The sequence below is a fragment of the Asticcacaulis sp. SL142 genome (genome assembly GCF_026625745.1).
Taxonomy (GTDB): Bacteria; Pseudomonadota; Alphaproteobacteria; order Caulobacterales; family Caulobacteraceae; genus Asticcacaulis.
Map to the genome: position 1 here is coordinate 3,585,299 of NZ_CP113061.1, position 26,914 is coordinate 3,612,212.

Annotated in this window: 19 protein-coding genes, 1 pseudogene and 1 other annotated feature; of the genes and pseudogenes, 10 read left to right on the plus strand and 10 right to left on the minus strand. The window is 55.3% G+C overall.

The window, feature by feature from the left end:
• The first annotated feature begins 162 nt into the window (after window positions 1-162).
• Both OVA03_RS16450 and OVA03_RS16455 read left to right on the plus strand, forming a co-directional pair.
• On the plus strand, window positions 163-2,592 hold the full coding sequence (locus OVA03_RS16450; RefSeq protein ID WP_267526108.1) for a TonB-dependent siderophore receptor: 2,430 nt from the start codon (window positions 163-165) through the stop codon (window positions 2,590-2,592).
• A gap of 141 nt (window positions 2,593-2,733) precedes the next feature.
• Window positions 2,734-3,960: an MFS transporter gene (locus OVA03_RS16455; RefSeq protein WP_267526109.1), complete on the plus strand. Its 1,227-nt coding sequence runs from the start codon at window positions 2,734-2,736 to the stop codon at window positions 3,958-3,960.
• Here OVA03_RS16455 and OVA03_RS16460 read toward each other — a convergent pair.
• Window positions 3,957-4,943 (minus strand): LacI family DNA-binding transcriptional regulator, encoded by a 987-nt coding sequence (locus tag OVA03_RS16460; RefSeq protein ID WP_267526110.1) that lies wholly within the window; start codon window positions 4,941-4,943, stop codon window positions 3,957-3,959. The genes OVA03_RS16455 and OVA03_RS16460 overlap by 4 nt on opposite strands.
• A 427-nt stretch (window positions 4,944-5,370) precedes the next feature.
• On the opposite strand from OVA03_RS16460, the gene OVA03_RS16465 reads away from it, so the two are divergent.
• The 3 genes and pseudogenes from OVA03_RS16465 to OVA03_RS16475 form a co-directional block, all read left to right on the plus strand.
• The gene (locus OVA03_RS16465; protein ID WP_267526111.1) at window positions 5,371-7,068 is read left to right on the plus strand and encodes a methyl-accepting chemotaxis protein; all 1,698 of its coding nucleotides are present in this window, start codon (window positions 5,371-5,373) and stop codon (window positions 7,066-7,068) included.
• Between the two features lie 478 nt (window positions 7,069-7,546).
• Window positions 7,547-8,782: a hypothetical protein gene (locus OVA03_RS16470; RefSeq protein WP_267526112.1), complete on the plus strand. Its 1,236-nt coding sequence runs from the start codon at window positions 7,547-7,549 to the stop codon at window positions 8,780-8,782.
• Between the two features lie 105 nt (window positions 8,783-8,887).
• Window positions 8,888-9,804: pseudogene (locus tag OVA03_RS16475) on the plus strand (IS3 family transposase); the annotation flags it as partial.
• Window positions 9,172-9,288, plus strand: a sequence feature (AL1L pseudoknot). It overlaps the preceding pseudogene by 117 nt.
• On the opposite strand, the gene OVA03_RS17095 reads toward OVA03_RS16475, so the two are convergent.
• Together OVA03_RS17095 and OVA03_RS16480 are read right to left on the minus strand one after the other, a co-directional pair.
• Entirely contained in the window at window positions 9,801-10,217 is a 417-nt protein-coding gene (locus OVA03_RS17095) for a GNAT family N-acetyltransferase (protein WP_420710438.1), read from the minus strand. The pseudogene OVA03_RS16475 and the gene OVA03_RS17095 sit on opposite strands and share 4 nt — an antisense overlap.
• On the minus strand, window positions 10,183-10,581 hold the full coding sequence (locus OVA03_RS16480) for a rhodanese-like domain-containing protein (RefSeq protein ID WP_267526113.1): 399 nt from the start codon (window positions 10,579-10,581) through the stop codon (window positions 10,183-10,185). The genes OVA03_RS17095 and OVA03_RS16480 overlap by 35 nt, the downstream gene beginning before the upstream one ends.
• A gap of 82 nt (window positions 10,582-10,663) precedes the next feature.
• Between OVA03_RS16480 and ftrA the strand changes: the two genes are divergently transcribed.
• On the plus strand, window positions 10,664-11,650 hold the full coding sequence (ftrA, locus tag OVA03_RS16485; RefSeq protein WP_267526114.1) for a transcriptional regulator FtrA: 987 nt from the start codon (window positions 10,664-10,666) through the stop codon (window positions 11,648-11,650).
• Between the two features lie 367 nt (window positions 11,651-12,017).
• On the opposite strand, the gene OVA03_RS16490 is transcribed toward ftrA, so the two are convergent.
• Window positions 12,018-12,482, minus strand: coding sequence for a hypothetical protein (locus OVA03_RS16490; RefSeq protein WP_267526115.1), 465 nt, complete (start codon window positions 12,480-12,482; stop codon window positions 12,018-12,020).
• Between the two features lie 380 nt (window positions 12,483-12,862).
• Between OVA03_RS16490 and OVA03_RS16495 the strand changes: the two genes are divergently transcribed.
• Window positions 12,863-15,154 (plus strand): TonB-dependent receptor, encoded by a 2,292-nt coding sequence (locus tag OVA03_RS16495; protein ID WP_267526116.1) that lies wholly within the window; start codon window positions 12,863-12,865, stop codon window positions 15,152-15,154.
• A 129-nt stretch (window positions 15,155-15,283) separates the two neighbouring features.
• On the plus strand, window positions 15,284-16,078 hold the full coding sequence (locus tag OVA03_RS17100) for a helix-turn-helix domain-containing protein (RefSeq protein WP_420710439.1): 795 nt from the start codon (window positions 15,284-15,286) through the stop codon (window positions 16,076-16,078).
• Between the two features lie 26 nt (window positions 16,079-16,104).
• Here OVA03_RS17100 and OVA03_RS16500 read toward each other — a convergent pair whose 3' ends face one another.
• The gene (locus OVA03_RS16500) at window positions 16,105-16,884 is read right to left on the minus strand and encodes an N-acyl homoserine lactonase family protein (RefSeq protein ID WP_267526117.1); all 780 of its coding nucleotides are present in this window, start codon (window positions 16,882-16,884) and stop codon (window positions 16,105-16,107) included.
• A 359-nt stretch (window positions 16,885-17,243) separates the two neighbouring features.
• Here OVA03_RS16500 and OVA03_RS16505 point away from each other — a divergent pair, with 359 nt between their 5' ends.
• Window positions 17,244-18,482, plus strand: a complete 1,239-nt coding sequence (locus OVA03_RS16505; protein WP_267526118.1) for an MFS transporter — start codon at window positions 17,244-17,246, stop codon at window positions 18,480-18,482.
• A 183-nt stretch (window positions 18,483-18,665) separates the two neighbouring features.
• Window positions 18,666-19,883 (plus strand): alpha/beta fold hydrolase, encoded by a 1,218-nt coding sequence (locus OVA03_RS16510; protein WP_267526119.1) that lies wholly within the window; start codon window positions 18,666-18,668, stop codon window positions 19,881-19,883.
• 20 nt (window positions 19,884-19,903) lie between these two features.
• On the opposite strand, the gene OVA03_RS16515 is transcribed toward OVA03_RS16510, so the two are convergent.
• The 5 genes from OVA03_RS16515 to OVA03_RS16535 all read right to left on the minus strand — a co-directional run bounded on the left by OVA03_RS16515 (window position 19,904) and on the right by OVA03_RS16535 (window position 26,912).
• Window positions 19,904-20,836 carry a LysR family transcriptional regulator gene (locus tag OVA03_RS16515; RefSeq protein ID WP_267526120.1) on the minus strand — a complete coding sequence of 311 codons (933 nt, stop codon included), beginning with the start codon at window positions 20,834-20,836 and terminating at the stop codon, window positions 19,904-19,906.
• 86 nt (window positions 20,837-20,922) lie between these two features.
• A complete protein-coding gene (atzF, locus tag OVA03_RS16520) occupies window positions 20,923-22,416 on the minus strand; it encodes an allophanate hydrolase (RefSeq protein ID WP_267526121.1) in 1,494 nt (497 codons plus the stop codon).
• On the minus strand, window positions 22,302-22,688 hold the full coding sequence (locus tag OVA03_RS16525; protein WP_267526122.1) for an amidase family protein: 387 nt from the start codon (window positions 22,686-22,688) through the stop codon (window positions 22,302-22,304). Before OVA03_RS16525 ends, atzF begins: the two co-directional genes overlap by 115 nt.
• Entirely contained in the window at window positions 22,688-26,284 is a 3,597-nt protein-coding gene (uca, locus tag OVA03_RS16530) for an urea carboxylase (protein WP_267526123.1), read from the minus strand. Before uca ends, OVA03_RS16525 begins: the two co-directional genes overlap by 1 nt.
• The gene (locus OVA03_RS16535; RefSeq protein ID WP_267526124.1) at window positions 26,274-26,912 is read right to left on the minus strand and encodes an urea amidolyase associated protein UAAP2; all 639 of its coding nucleotides are present in this window, start codon (window positions 26,910-26,912) and stop codon (window positions 26,274-26,276) included. The genes uca and OVA03_RS16535 overlap by 11 nt, the downstream gene beginning before the upstream one ends.
• Window positions 26,913-26,914 lie beyond the last annotated feature (2 nt).

Genomic DNA, 26,914 nt, shown 5'->3' on the forward strand with positions numbered 1-26,914 from the left:
TGGTGGCATTATGGCCACGCTTTGGCCCGCTAGTGTTAAAATTTACAAATTTATCTTGCAAACGTTTGTAAGTGATGAGAGCTTGGAGCAAGCGGCGCCTTTGTGGCGGCCGAAGATAATAATCGCGGCGACTTATGACCGTGACACAGGAAGGATTAAAAAATGAAGAGCTCTCTGCACCGCCAGCGAATGGGTTTGATGTTCGGCGTTTCCGTCGTGAGTCTTGCGGGCTTGCCGATGGGCAGCGCCTTTGCGCAAGAGGCGGCCAATACTGACGGGGTGACCGAGGTTATTGTGACCGGTGTTGCCAAGGGGACGAACAAGCTCAATACGTCCACCTCAGTGAGTTCCCTACAGGTCGATGAAATTCAGAAGTTTGCGCCGCGGTCTGCGGCAGAAGTTTTCCGCAACGTGCCCGGTATAAGGTCGGAATCGACGGGCGGTGAAGGCAACGCCAATATCGCAGTACGTGGATTGCCGGTAGCGGCCGGCGGCGCTAAATTTCTTCAGATTCACGAAGATGGTTTGCCGGTTTTGGAATTTGGCGATATCGCCTTTGCTAACGCCGACATTTTCCTGCGCACAGACCTGAACATCGCCCGAGTGGAAGCTATTCGGGGCGGGACAGCCTCGACGTTCGCTTCAAACTCGCCAGGCGGCATCATTAATATTTTGTCGAAGACGGGCACCACCCAAGGCGGTACGGTTGCGGTGACCCAGGGTTTGGATTTCGATCAAACCCGCGCCGATTTCGAATATGGCGGCAAATTAACTAAGGAGTGGCGCTTCCATGTCGGGGGCTTTTATCGTTCGGGTGAAGGCCCCCGCGAGACGGGCTATAACGGCAATAAGGGTGGTCAGATCAAGGCCAATGCTACTCGCGATTTTTCCAACGGTTTTGTCACCGTGGGGCTAAAGTACCTCAATGATAAGGCGGCCGGCTATTTGCCGATGCCCATGCAGGTGACGGGGACGGACGGCGATCCTGACTGGTCCTCGGCACCCGGATTAAACATCCGCTCGGGTTCTATCCTGTCCGCGAATATGCTGGCGGACAAAGGCATTGATGGGCATAATAAATATCACGTCACGGATATGCGTGACGGTATGCATCCTGATAGTGTCGTCTTCAACACAGAGCTGAATTTCGACCTTGCTGGCGGTTGGACCATCAACGACAAGTTCCGTATCGCTCGCACCAAGGGCAATTTCGCGTCTCTTTTCCCGGCCGAAGTCGGCACGGCTGCGGCGATTGCGACCGGCGCCGGCGGGACGCGCCTCGTTGTGGCTAATGGCTCGGGTGTGGGTTCGACCTATACCGGCCTCGCCATGCGGGTTCACACTTTCAACGTTATCCTTAACAATCTCGATAACGCCACCAACGACCTGCGTCTGATGAACAGCTTTGATGTCGCCGGATCGAAACTGAACCTGACCATGGGGCTTTATAACTCCACCCAAACCATCAATATGGACTGGGTGTGGAGCACCTACCTGATGGAGTTGTCCGGAGACAATGCTCGTCTGCTAAACGCCTTTAATGGGACAACCAATCTGTCGCAGGATGGGTTGTTGGCCTATGGTCAACCGCTATGGGGGAACTGCTGCACCCGTCATTATGATACGAAGTACGACATTGCGGCGCCCTACGCCATCGTAAGTGCGGCTTGGGACAAACTTACACTCGAAGCCTCCCTGCGCTACGACCATGGTACGGCCAAGGGCTCCTATGCTGGAAATACCCAGCGTGCCAATTTTGATGTCAACGGCGATGGCGTTATCTCAAGACCTGAGCAAAGCGTAACCGTCATCGATTACGCCAATTCAAAGCCCGTCGACTATAGCTGGAACTATCTCAGCTACTCCTTAGGCGCCAACTACCGTCTGGGTGAAAGCCTTTCGGTCTTTGCGCGGGCATCGAAGGGAGCGCGGGTGAATGCGGATCGTTTGTTATTCGGCAAGGTCAATGCCGATGGCTCGGTGTCACGTGAAGACGCGATCGATTTTGTCAAGCAATACGAAGCCGGCGTCAAATATCGCGCCAACGGAATCGGACTTTATGTCACGGCTTTCAAAGCTGAGACAGAGGAGCAGAACTACGAGGCGACGACGCAACGCTTCATCGATCGTCTTTACGAAGCCAAGGGTGTGGAACTGGAAGCCTCTTACCGTCTCGGCCGGTTCTCGGTGAACGGCGGCGCGACCTATACCGACGCCAAGATTGTCAGGGACCCGCTCAATCCAACTCAAGTTGGCAACACACCCCGTCGTCAGGCGAAATGGGTTTATCAGCTAACGCCAACTTACAAGATTGGTAAGGTCGATCTGGGGGCTAATTTTGTGGGCACAACCAAGGCCTATACATCAGATGATAATCAGCTCGTCATGCCCGCCTATGTCCAGACGAATTTGTTTCTGGATTACGCCCTTACAGACAAGCTTACCTTGTCACTTAATGTGAACAATGCGTTTGATGTGGTAGGCATTACTGAAGCCGAAGAGGGAAGCATCACGAACAATGCGGTCAACTACATCCGCGCCCGAGCCATCAACGGACGCACCTCGACAGCCACGCTAAAGTACAGGTTCTGACGGGGGTTGCTATTAGTCATGGCTATGCGAAATCCCTCTTCGTTCGCGTGTAAGCTTGTGACTGCTTTAGGCGGGGACGACCAAAGGCCGTTCCCGCCTCTTTTTCATGTCAATAGACACAAACCAGGGGGATAATGCCCTATGAAAAATGCTGCGGCCACTCGGCCCGTGAACCTCATGGTAATCACCTGGCTGACCTACCTCATGTTCATGATGTTTGCCATGACCACGGATGCCGTAGGTGTGATCATTCCACAAATCATCAAAGAATTTGGCCTGACTATGACGGAGGCTGGGGCATTCCATTATGCCACCATGGCCGGCATTGCGCTGGCTGGTTTAGGGCTAGGCTTTCTGGCTGACCGGATGGGGCGTAAGTGGACGATCATTCTGGGGTTGGCTATGTTTGCGCTAAATTCCTTCCTGTTTGCCGCGGGTAATGATTTCCTGTTTTTCTGTACTTTGCTATTTATCTCAGGTCTGTCGATTGGGGTGTTCAAGACCGGAGCCTTGGCGCTGATTGGCGATATCTCCACCTCGACCCAAAGCCATACTCGCGTCATGAATATGGTTGAGGGCTTTTTTGGTGTTGGAGCCATTCTCGGACCGCTGATCGTCACCCAATTGCTGTTGAGTGAGGCATCATGGAAGTGGCTCTATGTCATCGCGGGCGTACTATGTAGCTTGCTGATACTTGCGGCCTTCGGCGTTAAATATCCCACTACACATGAACCCTCGCAAGAGACCGTCAATCTCAAGGCTTCACTCGCCATGATGAAAGACCCCTATGCCATGGCATTCTCGGGTCTGGCCATGCTTTATGTCGGGGTGGAAACGGCCATATATGTGTGGATGCCGACCTTGTTGGCCGGGTATCAGGGCCCCGCGATGTGGTTGGCGCTTTACGCGCTTTCAGTATTTTTCGTCTTGCGCGCGGCTGGCCGTTTCTTTGGCTCATGGATGCTGGCGCGTCTGTCATGGACGGTTGTCATGGCCCTGTGCTCTGGGGCTATCCTGATCTGCTTTGTGCTGGCATTGTTCGGAGGTCAGTCGTTGGCCGTCTATGTTTTGCCGTTGTCGGGCTTATTTATGTCGGTCATTTATCCGACCATAAACTCCAAGGGCATATCGGGCTTCAAAAAGGCACAGCACGGCGCGGTGGGGGGAATTATCCTTTTTTTCACATGCCTCAGTGCGGTTATCGCGCCCCTGGCTATGGGGGCGATCAGCGATGTATTTGGTGATGCTAAGTATGGATTTGTGCTTGCGACAGTTCTTGCCGCGCTGTTGTTTGGCGCCTTGCTGTTTAACCTGATACGCGACCCCAGTGCCTCGCGGCTTAAGGCACTCGATGTCAGCGAATATTAGGTTGAAGCCCTGACAATCAGGCTGGCGGGAATAACGGCTGAGGATGTCTTGTCTCCGCCAAGCCGCTGGAAAAGCAGGTCAACCATCATCTGAGCGCCCATGCGCAGATCCTGCTTGATCGTGGTAAGGGGTGGCGTGATCGACTTGGCCATGGTCACGTCATCGAACCCGCAGACCGCGACATCTTCTGGTACCTTGCGGTTCCCCTCGGTGAGAGCGGTTATCGCAGCGAGCGCAATCACGTCCGAGGCGCAGAAAATGGCATCGAACTTCCGGCGTGAGGTCAGGAGGTCGCGTACGGTCTGATAGGCGGAGTCATAGGTGAAATGCGCCTCGATGATCTGGGCGGGGCGGGGAGGTGCCCCGGCCTCGGTGAGGGCTTGTTTATAGCCGTGCAGACGACTTGAGACCTCGGGCACCTGAGTGGGGCCTAAGAATAGAATCTGATTGCGACCTCGTGAGATCAGATGTTCGGTGGCTAAGCGTCCACCATAGACGTTATCGACGCCGACCGAGCAATAAGCTTGTGCGGAAAGGCGTTCTCCCCAGACCACCATGGGTGGATATTTCTCCGCCAGAGCATTAATCTGGGCGTGTTGATCCGATTGCCCCAGAACCAGCATGGCGTCAAAGCGATGTGATTGTACCAGGTCTTTCAACCATCCCTGACGAGGTGCGGGGTTTTTCGACATCAACAGATCGTATCCGCGTTTAAACACTTCTTCGGACAGGTGACCGATCAGTTCCAAAAGAAAGGGATCGGTTACCTGCTGGCCGGTTTCATGACGCATGGGTAAGACGAGCCCGATAGTGCGCGTTGTCTGAAGGCGTAAGTTCCGGGCCGCCTGATTGACCACGTAGCCATTCTCTTCAGCAATCGTCGTTATTTTTTCCCGTACGTTATGAGGAATCAACGGGCTGCCCGCGAGGGCGCGAGACACGCTTGAAACCGAAACGCCAGCGAGTTTGGCAATATCAGCCATCTTGATACGTTGTATGGCTGGCTTATCAGGGAGTGTACTTGGCAAGTGGGCATCCGAAAACGATTGCAATTCTGCGAAGATGTTAGCCGATCTTGGCCGCATTGTGTGGAGTTTTTACGGCATTCCGCTCTAGGCAACGCCCTGCAAATAGAACCATAGCGCGATCCAGTGCCGGCGCACGCAACTTGTAATTACATCCAGAACGCAACGCTTCATAATAATGCGACAATACTGGAATGAAGTGTATTTGACCATTTTAAATGGGGTAAAATTTATAAGCAGATATTTCTGATAACTGGTATCACTTTAAAATATATTACAGGCGCTTAGACCACCATATGATTTAATTATTTTAAACCAACTCTATTTACCATGTTTCATATTGGAAATGTTCTGTCCTTATTCATGTGATGGTTTGGAGATTTAGATGAATTTCAAAAATTGGCCAGTACTAGGCAAATCGTTGTCGCTACTGGCGGCGCTTGGTTTCGCTTGCATTTTGACGGTTATCTTTTCTGCAAACAGCATGAATAAGATCGATAATCTCTACAGTGGGATTATCAGCGGGCCTGAAAAGGCGTTGACCGCACTGGCTCGAGCAAACCGAAGTATGGTCTCTTCATCCCGAGACATATTTGCGCTGAGCGTGGCCACCGCGCCTGTCGAAATGGATAGGGCGGCTAAAGCGCTGGACGAATCCAAGGCATTTTTTGGTACGCAGATTGATATCGCAAAGGCGGCAGACCCAGAACACGCATCGGACTATGAAAAGTTTCGCGCCGATTTTCTGTCCATCTTAAATACCACCTGTGCCGAGACTATCCGTATGGGCCATTCAACCAATCCTTTAGACGCGATTAAGTCTGTTGAGCTTGCAAAAACAGTTTGTACTCCCGCCATAGACGCTTTGGTTAAAACAACTGTCGACTATGCCACGTCTTCTTCGGAACGGCTCGACAAGATCTCCGATGAGGCCACCGCAAGTACAAAATCGACCATCATGATCACTTATGTGTCAGTGTTTGGGGCCCTTGCTGTGATTGCCGCCCTTGCTTTCTGGCTGACGCTGACTGGAATTGTGTCGCCGATAAAGGCACTTACAGACGTCATGACGCGCATGTCACAAGGCGACTTAGCTGCATTGGTGCCGGGACAGGATCGAAAGGACGAACTTGGACAGATGGCGCGTACGGCAGAGACCTTCCGCAAGGGCCTCGAAGAGGCAGAGGCATTACGCGCAGGCGCTGCGGCATTGAAGGAGCGCACTGAGGCCGAACGGCGCCAGGGCATGCTTGACCTCGCCGACGATTTCGAAAAATCAGTGGGTGGAATTATCAACATGGTCTCAGGCGCGGCAACAGAACTACAGGCGTCGGCACAACAACTTACGAGCACAGCGCAGGAAGCGTCCGCCCAAACGCTCGCGGTCTCGGCTGCCGCCGAAGAAGCTGGAGCCAATGTCGCCTCAGTTGCGGCATCGACTGAGGAAATGAGTGCCTCCGTCTCTGAAATCAGTCGCCAAGTCGAAAGCTCCGCGCAAATCTCCGCAGATGCTATGGCTGAAGCGGCTCAGGCTGGCAGGATAGTCGAGGAACTAACCGAAGCGGCTGAAAGTATAGGAGGGTTTGTCGATATGATCTCAGGCCTTGCCAGCCAGACCAACCTGTTGGCGTTAAACGCCACGATTGAATCGGCAAGAGCTGGTGAAGCCGGTAAGGGGTTTGCGGTTGTGGCGTCTGAAGTTAAGGCGCTTGCCGGTCAGACGGCGAAAGCCACGACGGAGATATCCGAAAAGATTAGCGAAATCCAGACGGCTACGGGCCGGGCTTTGGCAGCCATGCAGAATATCGGCAACACCATAAATAAAATCAACAGCAACTCTACCGCAATCGCCTCAGCCGTCGGACAACAAAGCTCAGCAACTCAGGAAATCGTACATTCCATCAATCAGGCCTCGATGGGAACAACGGAGGTGACGGTAAATATTTCAGGTGTCGCCGACGCAGCGGAGCAAACAGGTGCTGCTGCTTCTCAGGTGTTGAGTTCTTCAAGTGAACTGGCCGAACAGGCCGCACGTCTGACCCATGAGATGCAAAAATTCCTTGGTACTGTGAGGGCAGCATGATGGATAATCGACGCCGCGAGGACAATTTAGCGATGCACCCATCTAGCCTAGGGTCTGACAGTATCTTCAGGTTGGCCGCTAAACTACCCCCTGAAGATCTTGATCTAGTACGTGCGCGCTTGGTGAATATATCTGAAGTGCAATTCAGCCGTCTGCGTACAGAGTGTGTAGAGCTGACCCAAATGATGGACAATAAGGCCCCAGAAACTGTCAGCATGATGCTCAATGGGCTAGACCAGTTTGTCGAAAACTACTTGAGCCTTGTGCGGCAAATTGGTCGGCCAGAAGCGACCGCGCATCCAGACCACGGAACTGGTCACGCGCAGAGGTGACTTAGCTTGGTATGGCTCGCGGCTTTATAGCCTCAGAGAATAGCGTGGCGAGTCCAACAGACCATAGAGTTACAGAGGTGATTTTATCCCTCTGTAACATCGCCTGTCACAGGCTTGCGGTTTTCCCCCGAACACGCCCGCGGCTCGTGACAGGCGATGACAGTTTTGAAGACAGCAGACCTTGGGCCAAAACCTGGCCGGCCATTTCAAGAGCGATCGCCATGCGTAACAACGACCGTAAACAAACGTCCCGAAAAGATATTCGAAGTTTATCAAATTTGGGAGAAACTGCATCGACCAGCAGAGTGTTAAACCTGTCAAATATATTCAAGGTCAGCGGTCAAGAAAAGGAGTACCGAGCCGCACCGTTTTTCAGAGACAGCCAACTCAACAAAGCGATTCTCGTTAAGCATACGCTGCGGCCCAATGAAAGAGCGCTGTTTTCATCAAGCCGTCGCACAGGTACCAAGGTGATATTGCCTTTCGACCCTCTGGATTTAAGGTTAGGGGGCAGCTCAATTTTTGTGAATCAACATGGTTTCGATAGATTCATAAAAGACTTCTTCGACGACCAGGGTGCGGGCAAGCATGTTGATATCGAAGTCCTCAAAGCCCTCGACGCAATTCCCTCTTTGGACCCCTTTCTAGTAAAGGAACATCTGGGTCGGCTGGGGGTTACACCGGCCTCTTGTTATCTTAAAATATCGTCCTCTGATGTAAATGACATGATTGGGTTCGCTAATTCAGAAATAGAAAAGCTGGTTGTAACCGCATTCGGCGGTGCTATTAAGCATGGAACATTCAAGCTCGCGAGTAAAATTCTCTCTAACGAGCTAGATATTGAGCTGACTCCCCTTAGGTCAACTTTTCGGATGAAGCCGGAAGAATTCTCCGACGGTATTTTTTCTTGGCGGGCATTTCTTTATTTTAAATGGCGGCATCTGACTCTACAGAGCGAAATTGAATGGCTGTTAAAAAGTCTATCAAAATATCAGCCAAGCAGCACACTAAATAACGATGTAAAGGCTTATATAGAGCAGGTGAAACCACGACTGGCTCGGCAAATTTACTTATCTATTGTTGCGGTGAGTGAAACTTTGAGTGTTTATGATCGTGCATACTCAGCCTTAGTTGTCGGAAAAGAGCCGTCGCATTTTCGCAATTTCCTGATTAACGGTCCTGAACTGTTTTATGAATTAGGCGAGAATATTGGCATTCTCAGCCATATCTGTTCATTTTGGAATTATAGAATGGGCAGTGGTTCTAACCATCTTCGGCTTCCAGCCGAAGATTATGCCGATATTCTGATGGACTTTGAAGAAAGCCTAGCCGTCGTTCATCTCAACGACGAAAGAAGCCGGGAAAGGTCGATCAGCCTTTGATGCCAATTGCGTAAAATTACTTGGATCAATCTCGTGTCCATGCCCAAGTGCCAATTGAACCGCCCCGGATTTGCCGGAGGCCCAAACTCGTGAGTAGATAGGGCTATGACAAACAAGACGACGAATAAATTCTCGCCCGAGGTCCGTGAGTGCTCTGTGCGGATGGTTCTCGATCATGAAGCCGATTACCCATCGCGATGGACAGCGATCTTGTCGGTGGCTCAGAAGATCGATTGTGCGCCAGGCACGCTGAACGACTGGATCAAGAAGACCGAGGTTGATTCCGGCAAGCGTGTCGGCGTTCCGACTGATATGGCGGAGAAGAAGAAGGCCCTGGAGCGCGAGAACCGGGAGTTGCGGCAAGCCAATGAGATATTGCGCAAGGCCAGCGCTTATTTCGCCCAGGCGGAGCTCGACCGCGCGTTCAGGCGATGATTGCGTTCATCGATGATCACCGGGAGGCGTACGGGGTCGAGCCGATCTGCAGAGTTTTGCCGATTGCCCAATCTTCCTATTTCGAACGCATCGCTCAACGCAAGGATCCGGCTCGACTGTCGGCACGGGCGAAGCGTGATCTGGAACTGAAGCCGGAGGTCGCGCGCGTGTTTGCCGAGAACTACGAGGTCTATGGCGTGCGCAAGGTCTGGCGCCAGATGCGACGGGAGGGGATCACGGTTGCCCGCTGTACAGTCGAGCGGTTGATGCGTGGCCTCGGCCTGCAGGGTGTCATCCGTGGAAAGCCAGTTCGTACAACGGTTTCCGATAAGGCGGCGCCTTGCCCGCTTGATCATGTGAACCGGCAATTCCGCGCTCCGGCACCCAACCGGCTATGGGTGTCTGACTTTACCTATGTCGCGTCCTGGCAGGGCTTTGTCTATGTGGTCTTCGTCATCGACACCTACGCCCGACGGATCGTCGGCTGGCGCGCCAGTCGTACCGCCCATGCCAGTTTCGTCCTCGATGCGCTGGAGCAGGCGAGCCATTCAGCGCGTCTGACGCATCGCATGCAGGCTCCTCACTATGTATCGAATGCGAAGCGCATCTTTGCTTGTCCGGATGCTCCCTCTCGAATGTAAAACGCGATCGCTCGCTCATTCCATTCGGGTGTTTGCCATTCAAGCCGGTCGGCACCGAGGCGTTGAGCGGTCGCTTTAGCATGATGAAGAAGGCTCGCGCCGGCGCCTTGGCTACGTGCTTGGGTTTCCACATACAGGCAATCGAGATGCGCCCATGTTTGTCCGCCACGAAGATATGAACTCTCGGAGGACTCGCGCCCAAAATGCAAGACAAATCCTCCTTGGAAATTGTCGCCTCGCTGTGTTCGAATTTCGCATGATCGCGGATCATCGCCAGCAAGCCGTCGCAATCGCTTGGCCGGGCTTGCCTGACGGTGACGGGCATCAGGTCGGCTCGACCTGAAGCGAAAAACCCTCATCGAGCCAGCCGGTAACACCACCGGCCATAATTTTCACGGGGCGTCCCAAGTCGGCGAGGCGGAGTCCGCCGCGTGCAGCTCCGTTACAATGCGGGCCAGCACAATAGGTCACGAAAATGGTGTCCTCGCTCCACTGCGCCATCTTCGAAGTAACGATTTTTCCGTGGGGCAGGTTAATTGCACCAGGAACATGGCCCTTGGCGAAGAGAGCGGGACTGCGCACGTCGAGCAGCACGAAGTCCGCGCCCTTCGATAGGGACTCGTGAACGTCCCAGCAGTCGGTCTCGAACGTGAACTCAGCAGCGAAATGCTCGCGCGCAAGATGGCTTGGGGCGGGAGCTACAGCGGTAACAGCGGTTGGCATAGTGAAATCTCCTTTCGCAGCACTGGTGACATGCAGCGCGCGTTGCTTGCAATTGGCGTAAATGACAATATACGTACATATTATGCCAAACCTACAGAACCCACTCGTCGTCGCCCTGCTTTATGACGGGCTATGCACATTCGAATTCGGGATCGTCGCGGAGGTTTTCGGCCTCGCCCGACCGGAGATGGGGCCGACATGGTATCGCTTCGCCAGTTGTGCGATCGAGCCGGGGCCATTGCGGGCGCACGGCGGGTTCAGCATCATTGCTGACGGTGCCTCTGATCTGATCGAACACGCCGACCTAATCGTCGTGCCCGGTTGGAAGGGAGCCGGCGTCCACGTACCCGATAGTTTGACAGGCTCCTTACGGCGCGCTCATGCGCGCGGCGCAAGGCTCGCATCAATATGTTCGGGCGCATTCGTCCTTGCCGCAACCGGTCTGTTGGATGGTGCGGTGGTAACGACCCACTGGCGCTATGCAGACGCACTTCGCCGTCAGTTTCCTGCGATCGAGGTGGATGAAGCATCGCTCTATCGTGGTGCGGACGGCATCTTCACTTCGGCAGGCAGCGCGGCCGGGATCGACTTGATGCTTGAAATCGTACGGCAGGACTTTGGCTCTGACGCGGCCAATTCCGTTGCCCGGCGAATTGTCATGCCCGCGCATCGCAGTGGTGGGCAAGCGCAGTTTCTTGAACGTCCTGTGAGCATTAGGCCCACTGCGGAAATTGCACCGCTGCTTGACCTAATGAGACAGCAGATCCATTGCCGTTGGCCTATACAGGACATGGCGCGCGAAGCACGTATGAGTAAACGCACCTTCGAGCGGCGCTTTGTAGAGGCAACGGGTCAATGGCCAGGCGAATGGCTGATCGGTGAACGAGTCGCGGCCGCAAAAGAACTCCTCATCCAAACAAAAAGCCCCATGGAAGAGATAGCAGAGGCTGTTGGTTTTGGTAGTTCCCACACATTGCGACATCATTTCCGCCGCTTAGTGAAGCTCAGTCCCAGTGAGTATCGTAGCCAGTTTTCTGATAACCGATCGGGCGCGGATGCGGTATTATAATGCAGTCTGTGACGTCCTCCCAGTTTGCTCAGCCAATTTGAAGGTTAGTTTTCCGGCGTCGTGACGACCTACGAGGAAGGCCGCCTGGATGAGAAACCCGGCCCCACGGCGGGATACGGCCAGCCTACAACCACCGAGAAGCTTTTCGACAAGTCCGCCAACGGTGTTGCAAATCAGCGTAAATTCCAGAAATGCAGCGAAGACATTGCATCCCCGGATGGACTTCCTCTGCGGATGACAGCGAGTTTTTGTCTCTCAATGTCCTTTTATGGTGGCCAGTGAATGCTGTGTAACGGACACCCAATTTCGCCACGGTTGAGCCGCAGCGGCATAGCTTATTTCTTCCCCGGTGACGCCTGTTCAACGATCACCAGCCCCACGGTGGCAGAGTCAGGGGCGCGCTCGCAGCGATATTGCGGCCGCTGTCAATGTCCGGACTGGCAATTTTGCTTATCTTGACAACGCCAACACTAAACCGCATTTCGGACGCCGATATGCGGTCGAAATCAACAAGCGCTTCAAGAGTCGTTTTGAGATCGCGGGTGTCATACCAGCTTGTTGCCTGCATGCTTCTTGAGGGTGCCATGAATGGCGGCGGGCGCTGCGGCGTAAAAAATCCGGGTACGCCATGGGTCATAATGTGAGCGGCAGCCATCTGGTTGATGACTCCGCGCTGACTATCGTTCTGCCAGGCACTGCCAAACCATTGGCTCCAGCCAGCATCGGTGCTAGCCCGCTCCCAGAAAGTTCGCAGTTTATTGACGCGATCAACCGGCGCGTTCCCGCAATGATGGCTGCGTTTATGGCACCGATCGAAATGCCCGAAACCCATGTCGGTTCAATGCCGCGCTCAGCCATGGCCTCATAGACCCCAACCTGAAGAGCCTAGCGCGCCGCCGCCCTGAATGACCAGAGCAATGTTCTCGAAGGGTGTGCCACCTCACAGGCAATAACCGGGGGCGCTACAATCGGTGCTAGCCCCGGCACCGACAATCATCGATAGTTTACAATTCAGGTAACTTTCTTTGTGCATAGCATCATTGTTCGGATCGTGAAATCTGCGACCTATGGACCTCCAGCGACGTCACGGACAGGTGCTTCCCCAATACTAGGTCGGGTTAGGGAAAGTACTCGACTCGGGCAAATCACGCAGTCCCGTCTTCATTCTGAGGATCGGCGTTGGCGAGCGCTAACACTGAAGGGGATAAAAAGATGATTTCACCAAAAGCTCTATTGCGTTGTGGCAGCGCGATAATCCTGGCGGCTGCCGTGCTGCCTGGCCTGGGCTATGCGCAATCCGCACCCGAAGCCCAAACGGCTCAAGATGGGGTGACGGTCGTAACCGTTCAGAAGCGCCGAGAGGATGCTCGCTCTGTTCCGGTAAGTGTCAGCGCCCTGAGTGCGGCGGCGCTTGAGAAACACCATGTGGCAGACTACGCGGATTTGGCCCGTCTGGTGCCGGGGCTATCTTTCACGAACACCGGCAACAGTGGCCTGTCTCGCATAAGCCTCCGCGGCGTAAGTTCGTCTGAAGGGGCCGCAACCGTTGGCGTATACCTGAATGATGTTTCACTTACGTTGCCCAATCAATTTTTTACCGGTGTCACGATGCCCCGAATTTTCGACCTGGAGCGGGTTGAAGTGTTGCGTGGCCCCCAAGGGACGCTTTTCGGCGATAGCTCTATGGGCGGGACAATCCGCTTCATTACAAAAGCACCTCGGCTCGAGGACTATAGCGGTTATATGTCGGCAGAGGTCTCTTCAACGGAAGGCGGTGACCTGAACCACAAGATCGAAGGCGCGGCCAATTTGCCTCTAAACGACCAGTTCGCGCTCCGCATTGCCGCCGTCAACGAGTTCCAGAGCGGCTTTGTCGATCATGTGGATTCAACCGGTCAAGTCGATCGCGATAACGTCAACTCCGAACGCACAACGGCGGCACGAGCGACACTGCTTTTTGTCCCTTCGGATTCGCTGAAAGTTACGGCATCCTTGCAGTGGCAGAAAGTATCCAGCGCCGATACAGGCATCTTCAATCCAGCGCTGCCGAAGTTCCAGCAGGATAAAATTGTTCGCGAGCCTAGCCGAGATAACCTCTACGTGCCGAGCCTAACTATCGAAAAAACCTTCGGCGATCTCACTTTTACGTCGGTCACAAGCTACGCTCACCGCGAGTTTGCTCGAACTTTCGACGCGACTATCTTTGACAGCTCCTACGTCGCCTTCACTCTCGATCCAAACTTTGGGACCAACTACGACACGCTGGCGGCTCTGCCGGGGATTTTTCCAAACACCGATACAACACGGAGTTGGTCGCAGGAATTTCGTCTGGCTAGCCCCGGTATTAAAGAGTCCGGCAAGCGGTATGAGTGGCAAGCTGGCCTTTATGTGTCCAGCCTGAGAGTAACCGGCATTGATGACGAGTATGTCCAAGGGCTGAACGAGACTGTGCAACAGCTGTATGGTCGAACAGTCGAAGACCTGCTCGGCTACGCGGCGCCGGACGACAGGCTCGGATACTTCCATACGCGCAGCCGCTATCAACAGGCGTCGTTATTTGCAGAAGGCTCCTATCTGGTCACGCCGAAACTCAAAGCGACGCTAGGTCTCAGATATACGAAAGCCGAGAGCCGCTATCGTGTTGATGAAGGCGGCTGGCTCTACAGCGCCGTGCCGGCAACGGATAGCGCCGAACAGAGCTCAAGCCCAGTGACGCCTAAACTGGCCTTTGTTTACGAACTGACCAGCACGGTAAACCTCTTTGCCAGCGCCTCGAAGGGCTTCAGGTTGGGTGGTCAGAACGCACCCGTTCCAACTTATTGCGCTTCCGCTCTGTCGTCGCTGGGACTCACCAATGACGCCGTTAAATCATTCGGTTCCGACTCTCTTTGGAGCTATGAAGGGGGCATCAAGGCACGGCTATTTTCTAATCGCGTAAGCCTAAACGCATCGGCCTTCTACGTCGACTGGGAGGATGTCCAGCAACGTCTTCTCCTGGGGTCGTGTGGCTATAATGTTACCGTCAATGCGGGTACGGCGCGCAGCCAGGGCGGTGAGTTCGAAGCCACGGCACGTCTAACCGACAATCTGGTCCTCAATGTGTCGGGAACCGTCACCGATGCTACGATTACGGACGCCGCCGTAGGTTCAGGCGCGGTAAACGGTCAGCATCTCCTTTCCGTACCTCGCAATAACTACACCATCGGTCTGGATTATACCCGCGCGCTGGGGGAGGGCATGGTTGGGTACGCCAGTATCGCCGTGACACACACGGGACGAAGCAATGGCTCCTTCTCCCGGACCAACACAGACTTCGAGCGCCCGGCCTATGATGTGGTAAACACCAACCTGGGGCTGGAGACCAGGAGCCTGACGTGGTCGATCTTTGCGAAAAACCTCTTCGACGAAGATAAAATCATACAGCAGCCCTCAGTGCTGTTTACGACGCACGGCTTGACGATCCGCCCGCGCACGGTTGGGATCAATGTCAGAAAGACCTTCTAAGGTAACGGCCGTAAAGAGTGAGAGCGGCTTTGGATCGAAAGGTCCGAAGCCGTTTGCGTTGGTAGTGCAAACCTATTATCTCGCGGGTATGTCCTCCTGCGTTTGGTGCTTCATAGGTAAGGTGTGTTGATGGGCAGACTTGGTGATAAAGCCGCTCAGGCGCGGGCGGCGCGACCCGTAGGGAAAGACTTTTCCGAGGGTTTGTCCCGTGGACTGTCTGTCATCCGTGCATTGGGATCTAGCCCTTCCGCATTAACCCTCAGCGAGGTCGCACGCCGGTTGGCGCTACCGCGTGCCACGACGAGACGGGCGATAATCACTCTGATCTACTTGGGATATGCCGAAGCTACTGATGAAGGATATCGTTTGTCGCCCAAAGTGCTGCATCTTTCGGGCATGTTTGTTCCATTTCCTGTATCCGCGCTTGTCTTCCAGGCAGTCTGTGATCGTCTAGCAGAGGAGTCGCGAACTACGGTCTATGTGGCGACCCTCGAGGGAGACAGCGTGGTGTCCATTGCCGCTAAACAAGGGCCTGGCGATAAACTTTACGTGCCACCAATCGGGGCCCGATTAAGCCCATTTGAGACGGCAGCGGGGCAGGTTTTATGTGGAGGGCTGTCAAAGACCGCGCGGGCGCAATACCTTCACCAGTATGCGCCTACAGCGGCGAGGAGCGCGACCCTGTCAAGTGAGGGACGCCTGCGTCAGCGCCTCAATGAGGTAGCTGCAAGCGGCTACGCTTTGTGGGTCGAAGAAGACGGTAGGATGGAGTTGGCCGTTCCCATCTCGCATGGAAGTCAAACGGCCGCATTCGCGTTGGTTTTGCGTTTCGCTGCACCGGACGCATCTTTTGAGTTCCCGCTTGAAAGCCACTTGCCAGTCCTGCTACGCGAAGCGGCGGTCCTTTGCTGCCAACTTGAATAGCTGGTCTGCCACTTTGCCCGCTTCGGCTATTCGTAGAACTCTGGAGCTAGTCGGATCGACTGAATTTGAACCGGATCGTGGAAAAGAATCATCTTCGCCGATCGATCGACGGTTAACGATTTCAAACGCCGAATAGCTGCCAAGGCCGCGACTTCGTCGGAGCATTCGCCTGGCAGCCGTTCGTGGTCGAAGTTTTCTTGCAGGTCACCGGCGTCGAAAGGCAGGACAATGGTTTGACCGCTCGGCAGAGTGATGATCGCAGATTGGTGTCCTGGGGTGTGGCCGGCCGTATCTAGCAACTCAAGTCCGGGCATGGCATCCCAGTCACCGTCTTTCAGATCCCAGTCCATATCCGGCATGCTGTAGTCCTCCCTGAAGTAGGCAAAGCCAGCGTACTCGGAGAAAGCGTAGTCGAATTCTCGACGCTGGAGGGAGATGCGCGCGTGCCGGAATCGCTTGAGCGAACCGCAGTGGTCGAGGTGTAGATGCGACAGGATCACATGCTTGACGTCCTCATAGCCGATGCCGATAGCTTCAAACTGACGATCAAGCCGGTGATCGCGTCGCACAACTGGCGGCATCAACCCCAGATCGAGGAACTTCTTCCGAACCTGGTCCGGATCAGCCAGAGTGTCCTCGTTCATGCCGCAATCGAGCATCACCCATCCGTGAGACGTGTCTAGCAAATAGGCGCACACTGGCGCACTCAATATGAAACGTCCACCGCGGTCTTTCGTGGAGACGGTTTTGGGTATGAACTCAAATCCACACAGCAGAACAAACAAGCGGCGGACATCGGTCGTCAAACTCATCACCTTTATACGTCTAGGTAGCTTTTGGCCGAGCCTAGGTAGCCCACGAGGGCGAGACGGACTCGGCTAGACTATGGCTATAGGGGCGGGAGGGGGGCGGATGTATGAGTAATTGTGCAAGTTTTGTGGGGAGGTTTGCCAACCTTTATCGCCCGCGACGCGCGTAAAAGTCGATCGCGAGTGCTGTTTGCAACAGAAAGTGCGTTCGATTATCGAACAAGCCTGTCTGTCGGTTAGTAACGATGTTGACGCTTATCGTATGACCCTGAATAGTAGCCAGAGTTCGCGTGATCCTTGGCTTAAATGCCGCACTAGGCTCATGCTAGTGAACGGTACATTTTCAGGTCAAGACCATGTCAACCTTTGCGAAAAGTTCGAAATCGATGGCGGCGGGGGCGAGCGACTGGTTATCGATCGCTGTAGTTTACGTTATAACCTTCTTGAGCATGGCCTCAGTGACATGCGTTGTCCCCCTTTTGGGAGATATTCAGAGCTATTCAGGGGCAACGCCCACGGCCCTTGGCTTTTCGCTCGCATTGTTTTCAGCACCCTCAGCTATTTTGGCGACTTTTGGAGGCGGGGCCATTGATCGTTTTGGGGCTCGGCCTAGTCTCATCGTAAGTGCCCTCGTTGCGCTACTCGCCGATCCGGTCGCGTATCTCATGCCGGGCGCGCTCGGACTGAATGTGGCGATGGTGTTGGCGGGGCTTGGTTTTGCCGGTATCAGTATTGCTGCGCCAGCCCTCATCATGACGACAGTGCAGGGCACGAAGTGCGTGCGTGCGATGTCTGTGTGGTCGACATATCCTTGCGCCGGCTACGCCGTGGGACTGATTACAGGCGGACAACTGGCCGGAACCGACAACTGGCGGCTGACCTTTGTTGCACACGGGGTAATGTTGGTCTTGGCCCTTCTATGTACCCCATTCATAGCGAAGCCGACTATAAAGGGGCTTGAAGCAAAAACGACTGAACCTAGCCTTTGGTCGGCCGTACGAAATGTCAAGGTTCTCCGTTTGGCTATTGGCGCAGGATTGGTCGCCGCAGTGGCCTACGGAACCGGGCTTGTCGCCACCGACGCGCTTACTCGCCTGCATGCAATTCCCATCAGCCGGGCCACCGCCATTCTCGCGGCAGCCAATGTGCTAAGTGTCGTTGGCGGAATTGCTGCCGGCATCTTGATGACGAGGCGCGTTCCCACGGCCTATTTGTTCATGGGCATTGTTGGTTTGTGTATTGCAGCGCAGTTTTTGTTATTTCAGCCTGCTATGCCACTGGGACTAGCACTTTTTGCCCTGGCCGGTTGGATGGGCCTGAAGGGCATGGCCATCGCCATATCCATGGCTTTGTTGCCGCAGGTTGTTAGTGAGCGCGTGGGCAGTGGGGCAGCCGCGGGTATTGTTGGTCAGGTCATCTCTTTAATGGCGTTCGCCGTGCCACCCATATATTTCGCAGCCTTAGAGCGTCAGGGCTGGAATGAGTATATAATCTACGCCTGTGTAGGGCTTTTGGTCAGTTTACTGGTCCTGCCTCTTTGGCGCCGTCCATCCATGCCTTCGGCGCATTCCGCACTCGGCGCAGGCTTAGAATAGTTGTCTCCCAAACAACTAAACTTCCAAAACTATCCATTTAATCCCGCTCGCTGCGGCTTAAAATGATCTCGCAACAGACCTCTCATTGTGAGTTGATCTGGAATTAACGACCGGCGTGGAGTATCTCTGATTATGCGTGGCAGAACGGCGAAATCGATTTGGCTTGCGTTTACAGTTTGCGCGATGCCCTTTGCAACAGTCGCTGAGACCTGGAATGGCGATGGTGGCGTGACACCTTTCTACCGCTGGGAAGGGCCGATCCCCACAAAAGCGGGGACAATGCTGCGTCGTGAGTTAGCGTCACCAGAGGCGTCCCTGCAGCAAGCGGTGCGGACCGAGCGGATTCTCTACAGTTCAATTGACTGGCTCAATCCGGACAAACCCACCATAGTCTCTGGCATGGTTTTCTTTCCGAAGGGCGCAATGCCTAAAGGCGGATGGCCCATTATCGCCTGGGCCCACGGGACGACTGGCGTAGCGGACGTTTGTGCGCCATCCTTCCTGCCGAGATCCGACCGGGACAAGGATTATCTGAACGCCTGGCTTGAGGCGGGTTTTGCAATTGTCGCAACCGACTACGAGGGATTGGGTACGCCGGGACCGCACCCCTACTTGCAATACAAGTCAGAGGCGATATCCGTGCTTGACAGTTTAAGGGCGGCTCAGAACGCCTACCCTAATCTCCTGCGTGATGACCAGATCATTATTATGGGGCAGTCTCAGGGCGGTGGGGCGGCGTTGGCCGCTGCCTACCTTGCCCCATCTTACGCACCGGAACTCAAAATTAAAGGAACAGTAGCAACGGGTCCGGTAGCGCACACTCAGAATTTTGGAAAAGCCCATCAGGAACCATTACCCGGTATATTCGCGGATCCCTCAGACTACTCCAATACAGCGTTTGAAATTTTGTACTTCCTGGGCACTATCCGCTCTATGGACAGCGCGGGCATAAAAGCAGAAGATTACATATCTGAGGCGGGCCTGCCCATGTTGCGCAAAGCGCAATCGAGTTGTTTCTGGGATCTGATCGGCTACGCTAACGAGATTAAACTCAGCATCCCGGATATGTATAAGAAGGATATACAGGCCCTGACGACGCAGGCGGAAAAGGTGAGTGCGTTTCCGGACGCTAAAATCCAGACGCCGGTCTTTACAGGCACCGGTCAGGCCGACGTCGTGGCCCAGAGCAACTTTCAGTACAATTTCATCTCAGCCATGTGTGTGGCGGGGACCTCGGTGGAGTGGCGCTATTATCCCAATGCCACCCATAGCAGCGCCGTCATGCGCTCGCGCGTTGACAGTCCGGCATTCATCGAGAAAGTTCTGCACGGTAAAAAGCCTCAAAATCGTTGCGGCGAACTCGTGCCGCCCGGGCCTGCGCAAGAACCGGAAGCGGAATAAGGAGATCTTTTACCTCAGCGTCATTTGGCGCTGCGGGCCGCACTGTCCATCAAATGCTTTAGGAATTGCGGGATGAGGCCAGAAAGTGGGCCCTGCCGTGTGATGGCCGAGATACGGCTGTTGATACCGAAGACTTTGGGAGATACCTTCCTAAAGGTGCTCTTGTCAGGAAGCGCTTCAACATAATGATCAGGCAGGTAACCGAGATAGCGGCTGGAGCGAAGCAGGATAGCAATCGCTTCAATGTGGTTGACGGTTGCGGTACGGTGCACAAAACCTTCAATTTTCAGTTTTCCCATCCCCGTTATGAAGGGGTAGCCGACATATTCGAGTGCCGTCAGGTCCGCCTCGGTTACGTCCGGTCCGTGCGCGTCCCAGAGCGGATGTGTAGATGAACAATAGAGATTGCTCCATTCCTCGTAGAGGAAATGGTACTGGAGTTGCTCCATATGCCGTCGTTCGAACACGATGCCCAGGTCAAGGCGTCCATCAATGATGTCCTGTTCGACGCGGTTGGAGGTCATGAAGCTGACGTTCAGGTAGATGTTTGGGTAGATGCGCTTGAACGAGTCTATGGCGGCGGCTAGGGGTTGCTGAGGCGCCGAAACCATGGCGTCAATAATGCCGATCCGTAGGGCGCCTACCGGATTCGCATACATATCTCGGATGGTGCTCTCGAAACTTTCCAACTGCTCAAAGAGTTTGACGCACGCTTCGTAAACATGGACGCCTTCGGATGTCAGAGCAAAGCCCCGACGGCCGCGGTCACAAAGCCGCACGCCGAGACGGACTTCCAGATCTTTGATATAGCGGCTTATGGAAGGCAGGCCGACCTGAAGCTCGGATTCAGCCGGCACGAACCCGCCGTGCCTGACCACGGTGGCAAAGGTTCGCAGCAGCCGCAGATCATTGTCACTTATTCGTCCGCTAAAGCGCTTGAGGCTAAGGTCCATACATGTACTCCAAACGAGGTCTCACCCGCGCGGTAACCCGTAAAGCCGAACCGGGATGCTCACCAGAGAGGCATAGACCCATTCTCCTAATCTTTAGAGGCTAAGTAGGCGCGCCAGCCCCCGAGGTCAGTGACATCGGTGGCGTCCACAATAGCACGCGGTTCAGCAACGAAGCCTTTCACCTGTTCGCCGCTGGCGAGCGTAACCGTCCCGATAGCCAGAGGCGGCGGCACCTCAGCGACAAAACTACCAAAAGCCGCGACATCCAATTCATAGACCTCAACTTCAATGGCGGCGCCGCCGGCGTCGTGAATTAGGGCAGGCTTCGGGGGCACCGTGTCGGCCATAGCATAGAGCTTATAGGTCGCTGCGGTTTTGGTTTTTTCAACGAACTTCGCTTCACGTGAGGTCAACTGCCAGTGCAGCGGCATGCCTTCCAGGTGCGCCCCAACGACGCTAAGTTTAATCGTGTCCATTCGAGAGTCCTGTGTAAGATCATATTCGGGGATTGGGTAGGCGTTATGACCGTCCCATTTCGCGGCGAGGTTAAAAAGCGTGGCGTCTGTCGCAGCGGGGCCAATGAAGGTGATGCCGAAGCCCGTTCCATTCTGGCGGAAACCGGCTGGGACAGCGATTGCCGCCATATCCAGCAAATTGACGAAGTTGGTATAGAGACCGAGATTGGCATTCAACGTCAGCGGCGAGGCCAGCATTTCCTGAACGCGATAGATGGTCGGCGCGGTCGGTAGCATGAGGACATCGATGTTTCTCCATAGCCCGTCGGCGTAGCGCTTGTAGCCAGCGAGCTTATATATGCCCTCGAAAGTGTCTACGCCGCTGACACTGAGGCCGCCCTCAACGATCTGACGAACGGTTGGATCGAGTGCATCGGGGGAGGTTTTCAGGAAGTACTTGATGGCGGCGGTTCTTTCGGCGACCCAGGGGCCGGAGTAGAGCAAGGCGGCGGCGGCGCTCAGCGGCGCCAGGTCAATCTCAACCAGTTCGAACCCTAGTGTCTTCAGCCTGTTCAGCGCTTCGCCATAGAGATATTCAGACTGGAAATCGCCGCACCAGTTAAGCTGAGACGCGTTCGCGACGCCAATGCGATGCACGCTGCGTTTTTTATCCGGCACGTCTTTCGAATAGTCGTCCGTCGTGTCGTAACCGCCCACCACGCTATCGATAAGCGCCGCATCCCGGGGATCATCAGTGAAGACGGTGATGCAGTCCAGCGTCCGGCAAGCAGGGACAAGGCCCGTCGTGCTCCAGCGGCCTTTTGTAGGCTTATACCCCGTCAAGTGATTGAACGCGGCCGGTACGCGGCCTGAGCCAGCGGTATCTGTGCCGAAGGCAAAAGCCACAAGCCCGGCGGCGGTGGCGACGGCCGAGCCTGAACTTGACCCACCACTGACATAGGCGCGGTTGAATACGCAACGCGGGGCCCCATAGGGGCTGCGGCTTCCGTTCAACCCTGTGGCAAACTGATCAAGATTGGTCTTGCCGACGAGAATGGCTCCGGCGTCCAACGCCTTTTGACCACGGTCGCGTTGGCCCTGGCCGTATAGGCAAAATCGGGACACGCGGCTGTCGTCTCGAAGCCTATCGCATCAATATTGTCCTTTACCGCGAAGGGGACGCCTGCCAAGGGCAAACGCTCACCGGCTTTCACGCGTTCATCTATCTCACGCGCACGCAGACGTAAGGCCGCGTCATCGGCACGAGCTATCCACGCCTGGGGTTGACGTCGGTCATAGTCGGCGAGCCGGGCGATGACGTTTTCGATCACATCTCTCGCTGACGTTCGGTGGCTATTGACGGCATCGGCGATTTTTCCAACGTGCAGGCGTTCCATCAAACAGCCTCCAAGGCCAGTAGAGGTGCCCCCGGATTAACCGTCTTACCCTCGTCGACATAAACGGCCCGGACGATGCCTTTATAGGGCGCTGCGATACTGCATTCAGTCTTCATGGCTTCGACTATGGCGATTATGGCGCCTTTCTCGACCGTGTGTCCGGGTTTAACATTCACCTTCCAGATCGAGCCGCCAAAAGGAGACTCGACCAATTCGCTGCCCGCTGGAGCGATTATGTCTTTGGAATCGCCGTCCGTGGCAGAATCGGCGGTCAGTGATGCGACGCGATCAAACTCGCCGCGGCGCTGCCAGTCTTCGCGTTCAGCAAGGAAGGCAGCTTCGCGAGTCGCCTGAAAAGTCTCGATGCTTTCGGCGTTTTCGTGCAAAAAGGCACGATAATCCTTCAGGCGAAATACGCTGTCTTCGACTTTGATGGCGCGTCGACCGAGAGGAAAGTCACGGCGCCAGATGTTAAGTTCCTCGTGGCTGACCGGGAAGAAACGGATCTGATCGAAGAACCGAAGAAGCCAGGGTTTGCCATCGACGAATGCATCGGTTTGTCGATAGGTGTTCCAAACCTGGATTGTACGGCCAAACAACTGATAGCCTCCAGGGCCTTCCATGCCGTAGATGCACATGTAAGCTCCGCCGATACCGACGACATTCGGAGGTGTCCAGGTGCGCGCAGGATTGTATTTCGTCGTTACGAGGCGATGACGTGGGTCGGTGGGCGTGGCGACCGGGGCGCCGAGGTATACGTCGCCGAGGCCCATCACAAGGTAACTGGCATCGAAAACGATGCGCCTGACATCGTCTACACTGCCCAGGCCATTTACGCGACGGATGAACTCGATGTTGTCCGGACACCAGGGGGCGTCGTCTCGTACCGAAGCCATGTATTTGTCGATAGTCTGGTAAATGGCGGGGTCGCCCCAACTCAGAGGAAGATGGACGATACGTGAAGGGATTTCGAAATCATCGAGTGTACCCAGTCGATCCTCGGCCGCTTGCAAGGCGTCGAGGAGCTCGGCTTGTGGCAGTATTCGGCTATCAAAATGTATCTGAATCGAGCGGATGCCAGGGGTGATATCGATGATGCCATCGAGTTTAGCGGCTTCGATCTCCAGCAGAAGGGCGTGAACACGTAGTCTGAGCTCCAGGTCGAGGACAATGGGGCCATATTCTACCAGCAAGTGTCGATCTCCCTGTCGCCGGTATACGACGGCAGGTCTGTCACCGCAGCCGTCAACCGAGCGCAGTACAGGAGATGCGCAGGGGGTAAAATCGGGCAGGGACGCTGGGGTCGACAACGAGCTGATCAGAGCATCCTGCGCCTGCTCGGCGGCGACCGCGAAGGCATCGTCTACCGGCACAAAGCGGACGGTGTCGCCCGGTGCCAGTTGCCCGACCTTCCATATATCGGCTTGGATGACCACAAAGGGGCAAACAAATCCACCGAGCGACGGCCCGTCCGGACCGAGGATAATCGGCATGTCCCCGGTGAAATCAACGGCACCAATAGCATATGCGTTATCGTGAATGTTGGAGGGATGCAGACCGGCTTCGCCGCCATCCTTACGCGCCCACTCCGGTTTGGGGCCGGAGAGGCGGATGCCGGTGCGGTTAGAATTGTAGTGCACTTTCCACGCCGTCCCGGCGACCATTTCGATGTCAGCCGGTGTGAAAAAATCAGGCGCGCCATGCGGACCGTAGAGCACGCGCAGGTTCCATTCGCGCGTAATTTCGGGATGCAGCGTTTCGGGTAGGGCGGCCTCGATGGTGGGTACGGCGACGTTTAGGTGAAGGGTATCACCCGTGGTGACGCCCCGCCCGGCGTGGCCCCCGAATTCGCCCAGTACGAAGGCTGAACGGCTGCCGAGATAGGTCGGAACGTCGAACCCGCCCGCCACGAGAAGATATCCGCGCAGACCCGCGCCGCTGACACGTCCTACCTTGAGAGTCTGCCCCGCACCGACCGCAAAGGGCGTGTAGAGCGGCACAGCCTGTCCGTCGAGTGTTGCCTCAAAGGCAGCTCCCGTTAGGCAAGCCCGGGTCGCACCGTTGAAGGTGAGCGTTGGCCCGGCAACGGTGAACTCAACGCCCGTCGCCTCTTCTACGTTACCCAGTAGGCGGTTGCCAAGCCGGAACGCCAGGGAATCCATAGGGCCTGAGGGCGGGACGCCCACATCCCAGTAACCTTGCCGTCCCGGATAGTCCTGAATCGTCGTGGCTGGGCCACCGGACAGTACTTTGACTGTATTAGGCGTATAGCTAATCTGTTCCAGCGCTCGCGTTGAGACCTTGCCGCTTGTGAAGGCTTCAGAACGCACCACGGTCCGCAGCCAGTCTAGATTCGTCTCGATACCGGCCAGGATGGTGTTATCCAGGGCTTCGGCCAAAGCCTTCGCCGCCGTGTCGCGGTTGGATGCGGTGACAATCAGCTTGGCCAGCATGGGGTCGTAGAAGGCGCTCACGTCGGAACCCGATGCTACCCAGCCATCCACGCGCGGCCCTTTCGGGAAGCTCACCTCAATCAGGCGACCCGACGATGGCCGATAGCCTTCGGCGGGGTCTTCCGCGTAAAGCCGGACTTGGATCGACGCACCTTTGGCGACGACGGCGTCTTTCAGGAAGCTGAAGTCACCCGCTGCCCCCCGGATCATCCATTCGACCAGATCCACGCCGGTCACCTGTTCCGTCACGCCATGCTCGACCTGGAGACGGGTGTTGACTTCGAGGAAGAAAAAGTCGTCGCGATCGGCGTCGTAGAGGAACTCGACCGTGCCCGCAGATTTATAGTTTGCGCCAGACGCCAGACGCACAGCGGCGTCCATAAGGGCCTGACGTGTCATCTCAGGCAAGTGCGGAGCGGGGGTTTCTTCAACGACCTTCTGATTGCGGCGCTGCAGGGAACAGTCCCGCTCTCCCAGAGCAATGACATTGCCCTGGCCATCACCAAAAACCTGAACCTCAATATGGCGAGCGATCGCGACATAGCGCTCAAGGAAGACCCCGCCGTCACCGAAGTTTCCTGCCCCGAGGCGCGCCACGGTCGAAAAACCTTCACGGATGTCAGTCGCGTCATGGCAAACCTTCATGCCAATGCCGCCGCCGCCCGCCGTGGCTTTCAGGATAACGGGATAGCCGATACTGCTGGCAGCTTCTATCGCGGCCGCTTCGTCTGTCAGCAGGTCTGTGCCCGGGGCCAAGGGTACGCCCAGAGCCTGAGCCATGTCGCGCGCTGTATGCTTCAGGCCAAAAGCACGAATGTTGTCAGGTGTGGGACCGATGAATACAATACCCTCTGCCGCACAGCGTTCGGCGAAAGCGGTATTCTCCGATAGAAAACCATAACCCGGATGAATGGCCTGAGCGCCTGTATCGCGCGCAGCCCTGAGAATAGCGTCAACATTTAAATAGCTGTCGCGAGCTGGTGAGAGGCCTATATGAACCGCTTCATCCGCCTCCGCGACGTGTAAGGAGCCCGCATCGGCGTCGCTAAATACCGCGACCGAAGCAATACCCATTTTTTTAAGGGTGCGAATGATGCGACAGGCGATCGCGCCACGATTGGCAATCAGGACTTTAGTGAACATCTGTTACGACCATGCGGATAGGGGTTGGATTGAATCCGTTACAGGGGTTGTTGATTTGCGGGCAGTTCGAGACCACTACCTCGACATCCATCAAGGCTTCCAGATCTACCGTCAAACCAGGTGCTGAAATGCCATCGACGATCCCCAGCGTGCCGTCGGCTTCGACAGGTACGTTCATGAAGAAGTTGATGTTGGATACCATGTCGCGTTTTCCGCGCCCTTTAGTGGCGTTAGCCGTCAGGAAATTGTCGACACAGGAGTGTTGAGATCGGGTGTGGTGGCCATAGCGCAGGGTGTTGGACTCGCAACTGCACGCCCCTCCGATGGTGTCATGATACGCGACTGAGGTTGCGGCAATACGCATCATGGGATTGCCCTCATTTGAGAGCAGCAAGGCGCCCTCGCGTAGGAACAGATTGCCCTGGGCCGCTATCGTGTCCTGCGCGCTATAGCGCTCGGCATCATCGCGGGCCGAATATACGAGGAAGTCGACGGCCTGATTGCCTTCGAGGTCGATGATCCGCAGACTTTGCCCCTTTTTAACCGTATGAATCCATGGTGCGCGGGCCACGACGGTTTCATCGTGGAGGATAGCGCCGTTCAGGTCGCTCAGGCGGGTATCGTTCATGG

Excerpts from the sequence above, each read along its gene's own strand:
- OVA03_RS16450 (WP_267526108.1), top strand. The coding sequence starts at position 163 with ATGAAGAGCTCTCTGCACCGCCAGCGAATGGGTTTGATGTTCGGCGTT.
- OVA03_RS16455 (WP_267526109.1), top strand. The coding sequence starts at position 2,734 with ATGAAAAATGCTGCGGCCACTCGGCCCGTGAACCTCATGGTAATCACC.
- OVA03_RS16460 (WP_267526110.1), bottom strand. The coding sequence starts at position 4,943 with ATGGCTGATATTGCCAAACTCGCTGGCGTTTCGGTTTCAAGCGTGTCT.
- OVA03_RS16465 (WP_267526111.1), top strand. The coding sequence starts at position 5,371 with ATGAATTTCAAAAATTGGCCAGTACTAGGCAAATCGTTGTCGCTACTG.
- OVA03_RS17095 (WP_420710438.1), bottom strand. The coding sequence starts at position 10,217 with ATGAGGGTTTTTCGCTTCAGGTCGAGCCGACCTGATGCCCGTCACCGT.
- OVA03_RS16480 (WP_267526113.1), bottom strand. The coding sequence starts at position 10,581 with ATGCCAACCGCTGTTACCGCTGTAGCTCCCGCCCCAAGCCATCTTGCG.
- ftrA (WP_267526114.1), top strand. The coding sequence starts at position 10,664 with ATGCCAAACCTACAGAACCCACTCGTCGTCGCCCTGCTTTATGACGGG.
- OVA03_RS16490 (WP_267526115.1), bottom strand. The coding sequence starts at position 12,482 with ATGGGTTTCGGGCATTTCGATCGGTGCCATAAACGCAGCCATCATTGC.
- OVA03_RS16495 (WP_267526116.1), top strand. The coding sequence starts at position 12,863 with ATGATTTCACCAAAAGCTCTATTGCGTTGTGGCAGCGCGATAATCCTG.
- OVA03_RS17100 (WP_420710439.1), top strand. The coding sequence starts at position 15,284 with ATGGGCAGACTTGGTGATAAAGCCGCTCAGGCGCGGGCGGCGCGACCC.
- OVA03_RS16505 (WP_267526118.1), top strand. The coding sequence starts at position 17,244 with ATGTCAACCTTTGCGAAAAGTTCGAAATCGATGGCGGCGGGGGCGAGC.
- OVA03_RS16510 (WP_267526119.1), top strand. The coding sequence starts at position 18,666 with ATGCCCTTTGCAACAGTCGCTGAGACCTGGAATGGCGATGGTGGCGTG.
- OVA03_RS16515 (WP_267526120.1), bottom strand. The coding sequence starts at position 20,836 with ATGGACCTTAGCCTCAAGCGCTTTAGCGGACGAATAAGTGACAATGAT.
- OVA03_RS16525 (WP_267526122.1), bottom strand. The coding sequence starts at position 22,688 with ATGGAACGCCTGCACGTTGGAAAAATCGCCGATGCCGTCAATAGCCAC.
- uca (WP_267526123.1), bottom strand. The coding sequence starts at position 26,284 with ATGTTCACTAAAGTCCTGATTGCCAATCGTGGCGCGATCGCCTGTCGC.
- OVA03_RS16535 (WP_267526124.1), bottom strand. The coding sequence starts at position 26,912 with ATGAACGATACCCGCCTGAGCGACCTGAACGGCGCTATCCTCCACGAT.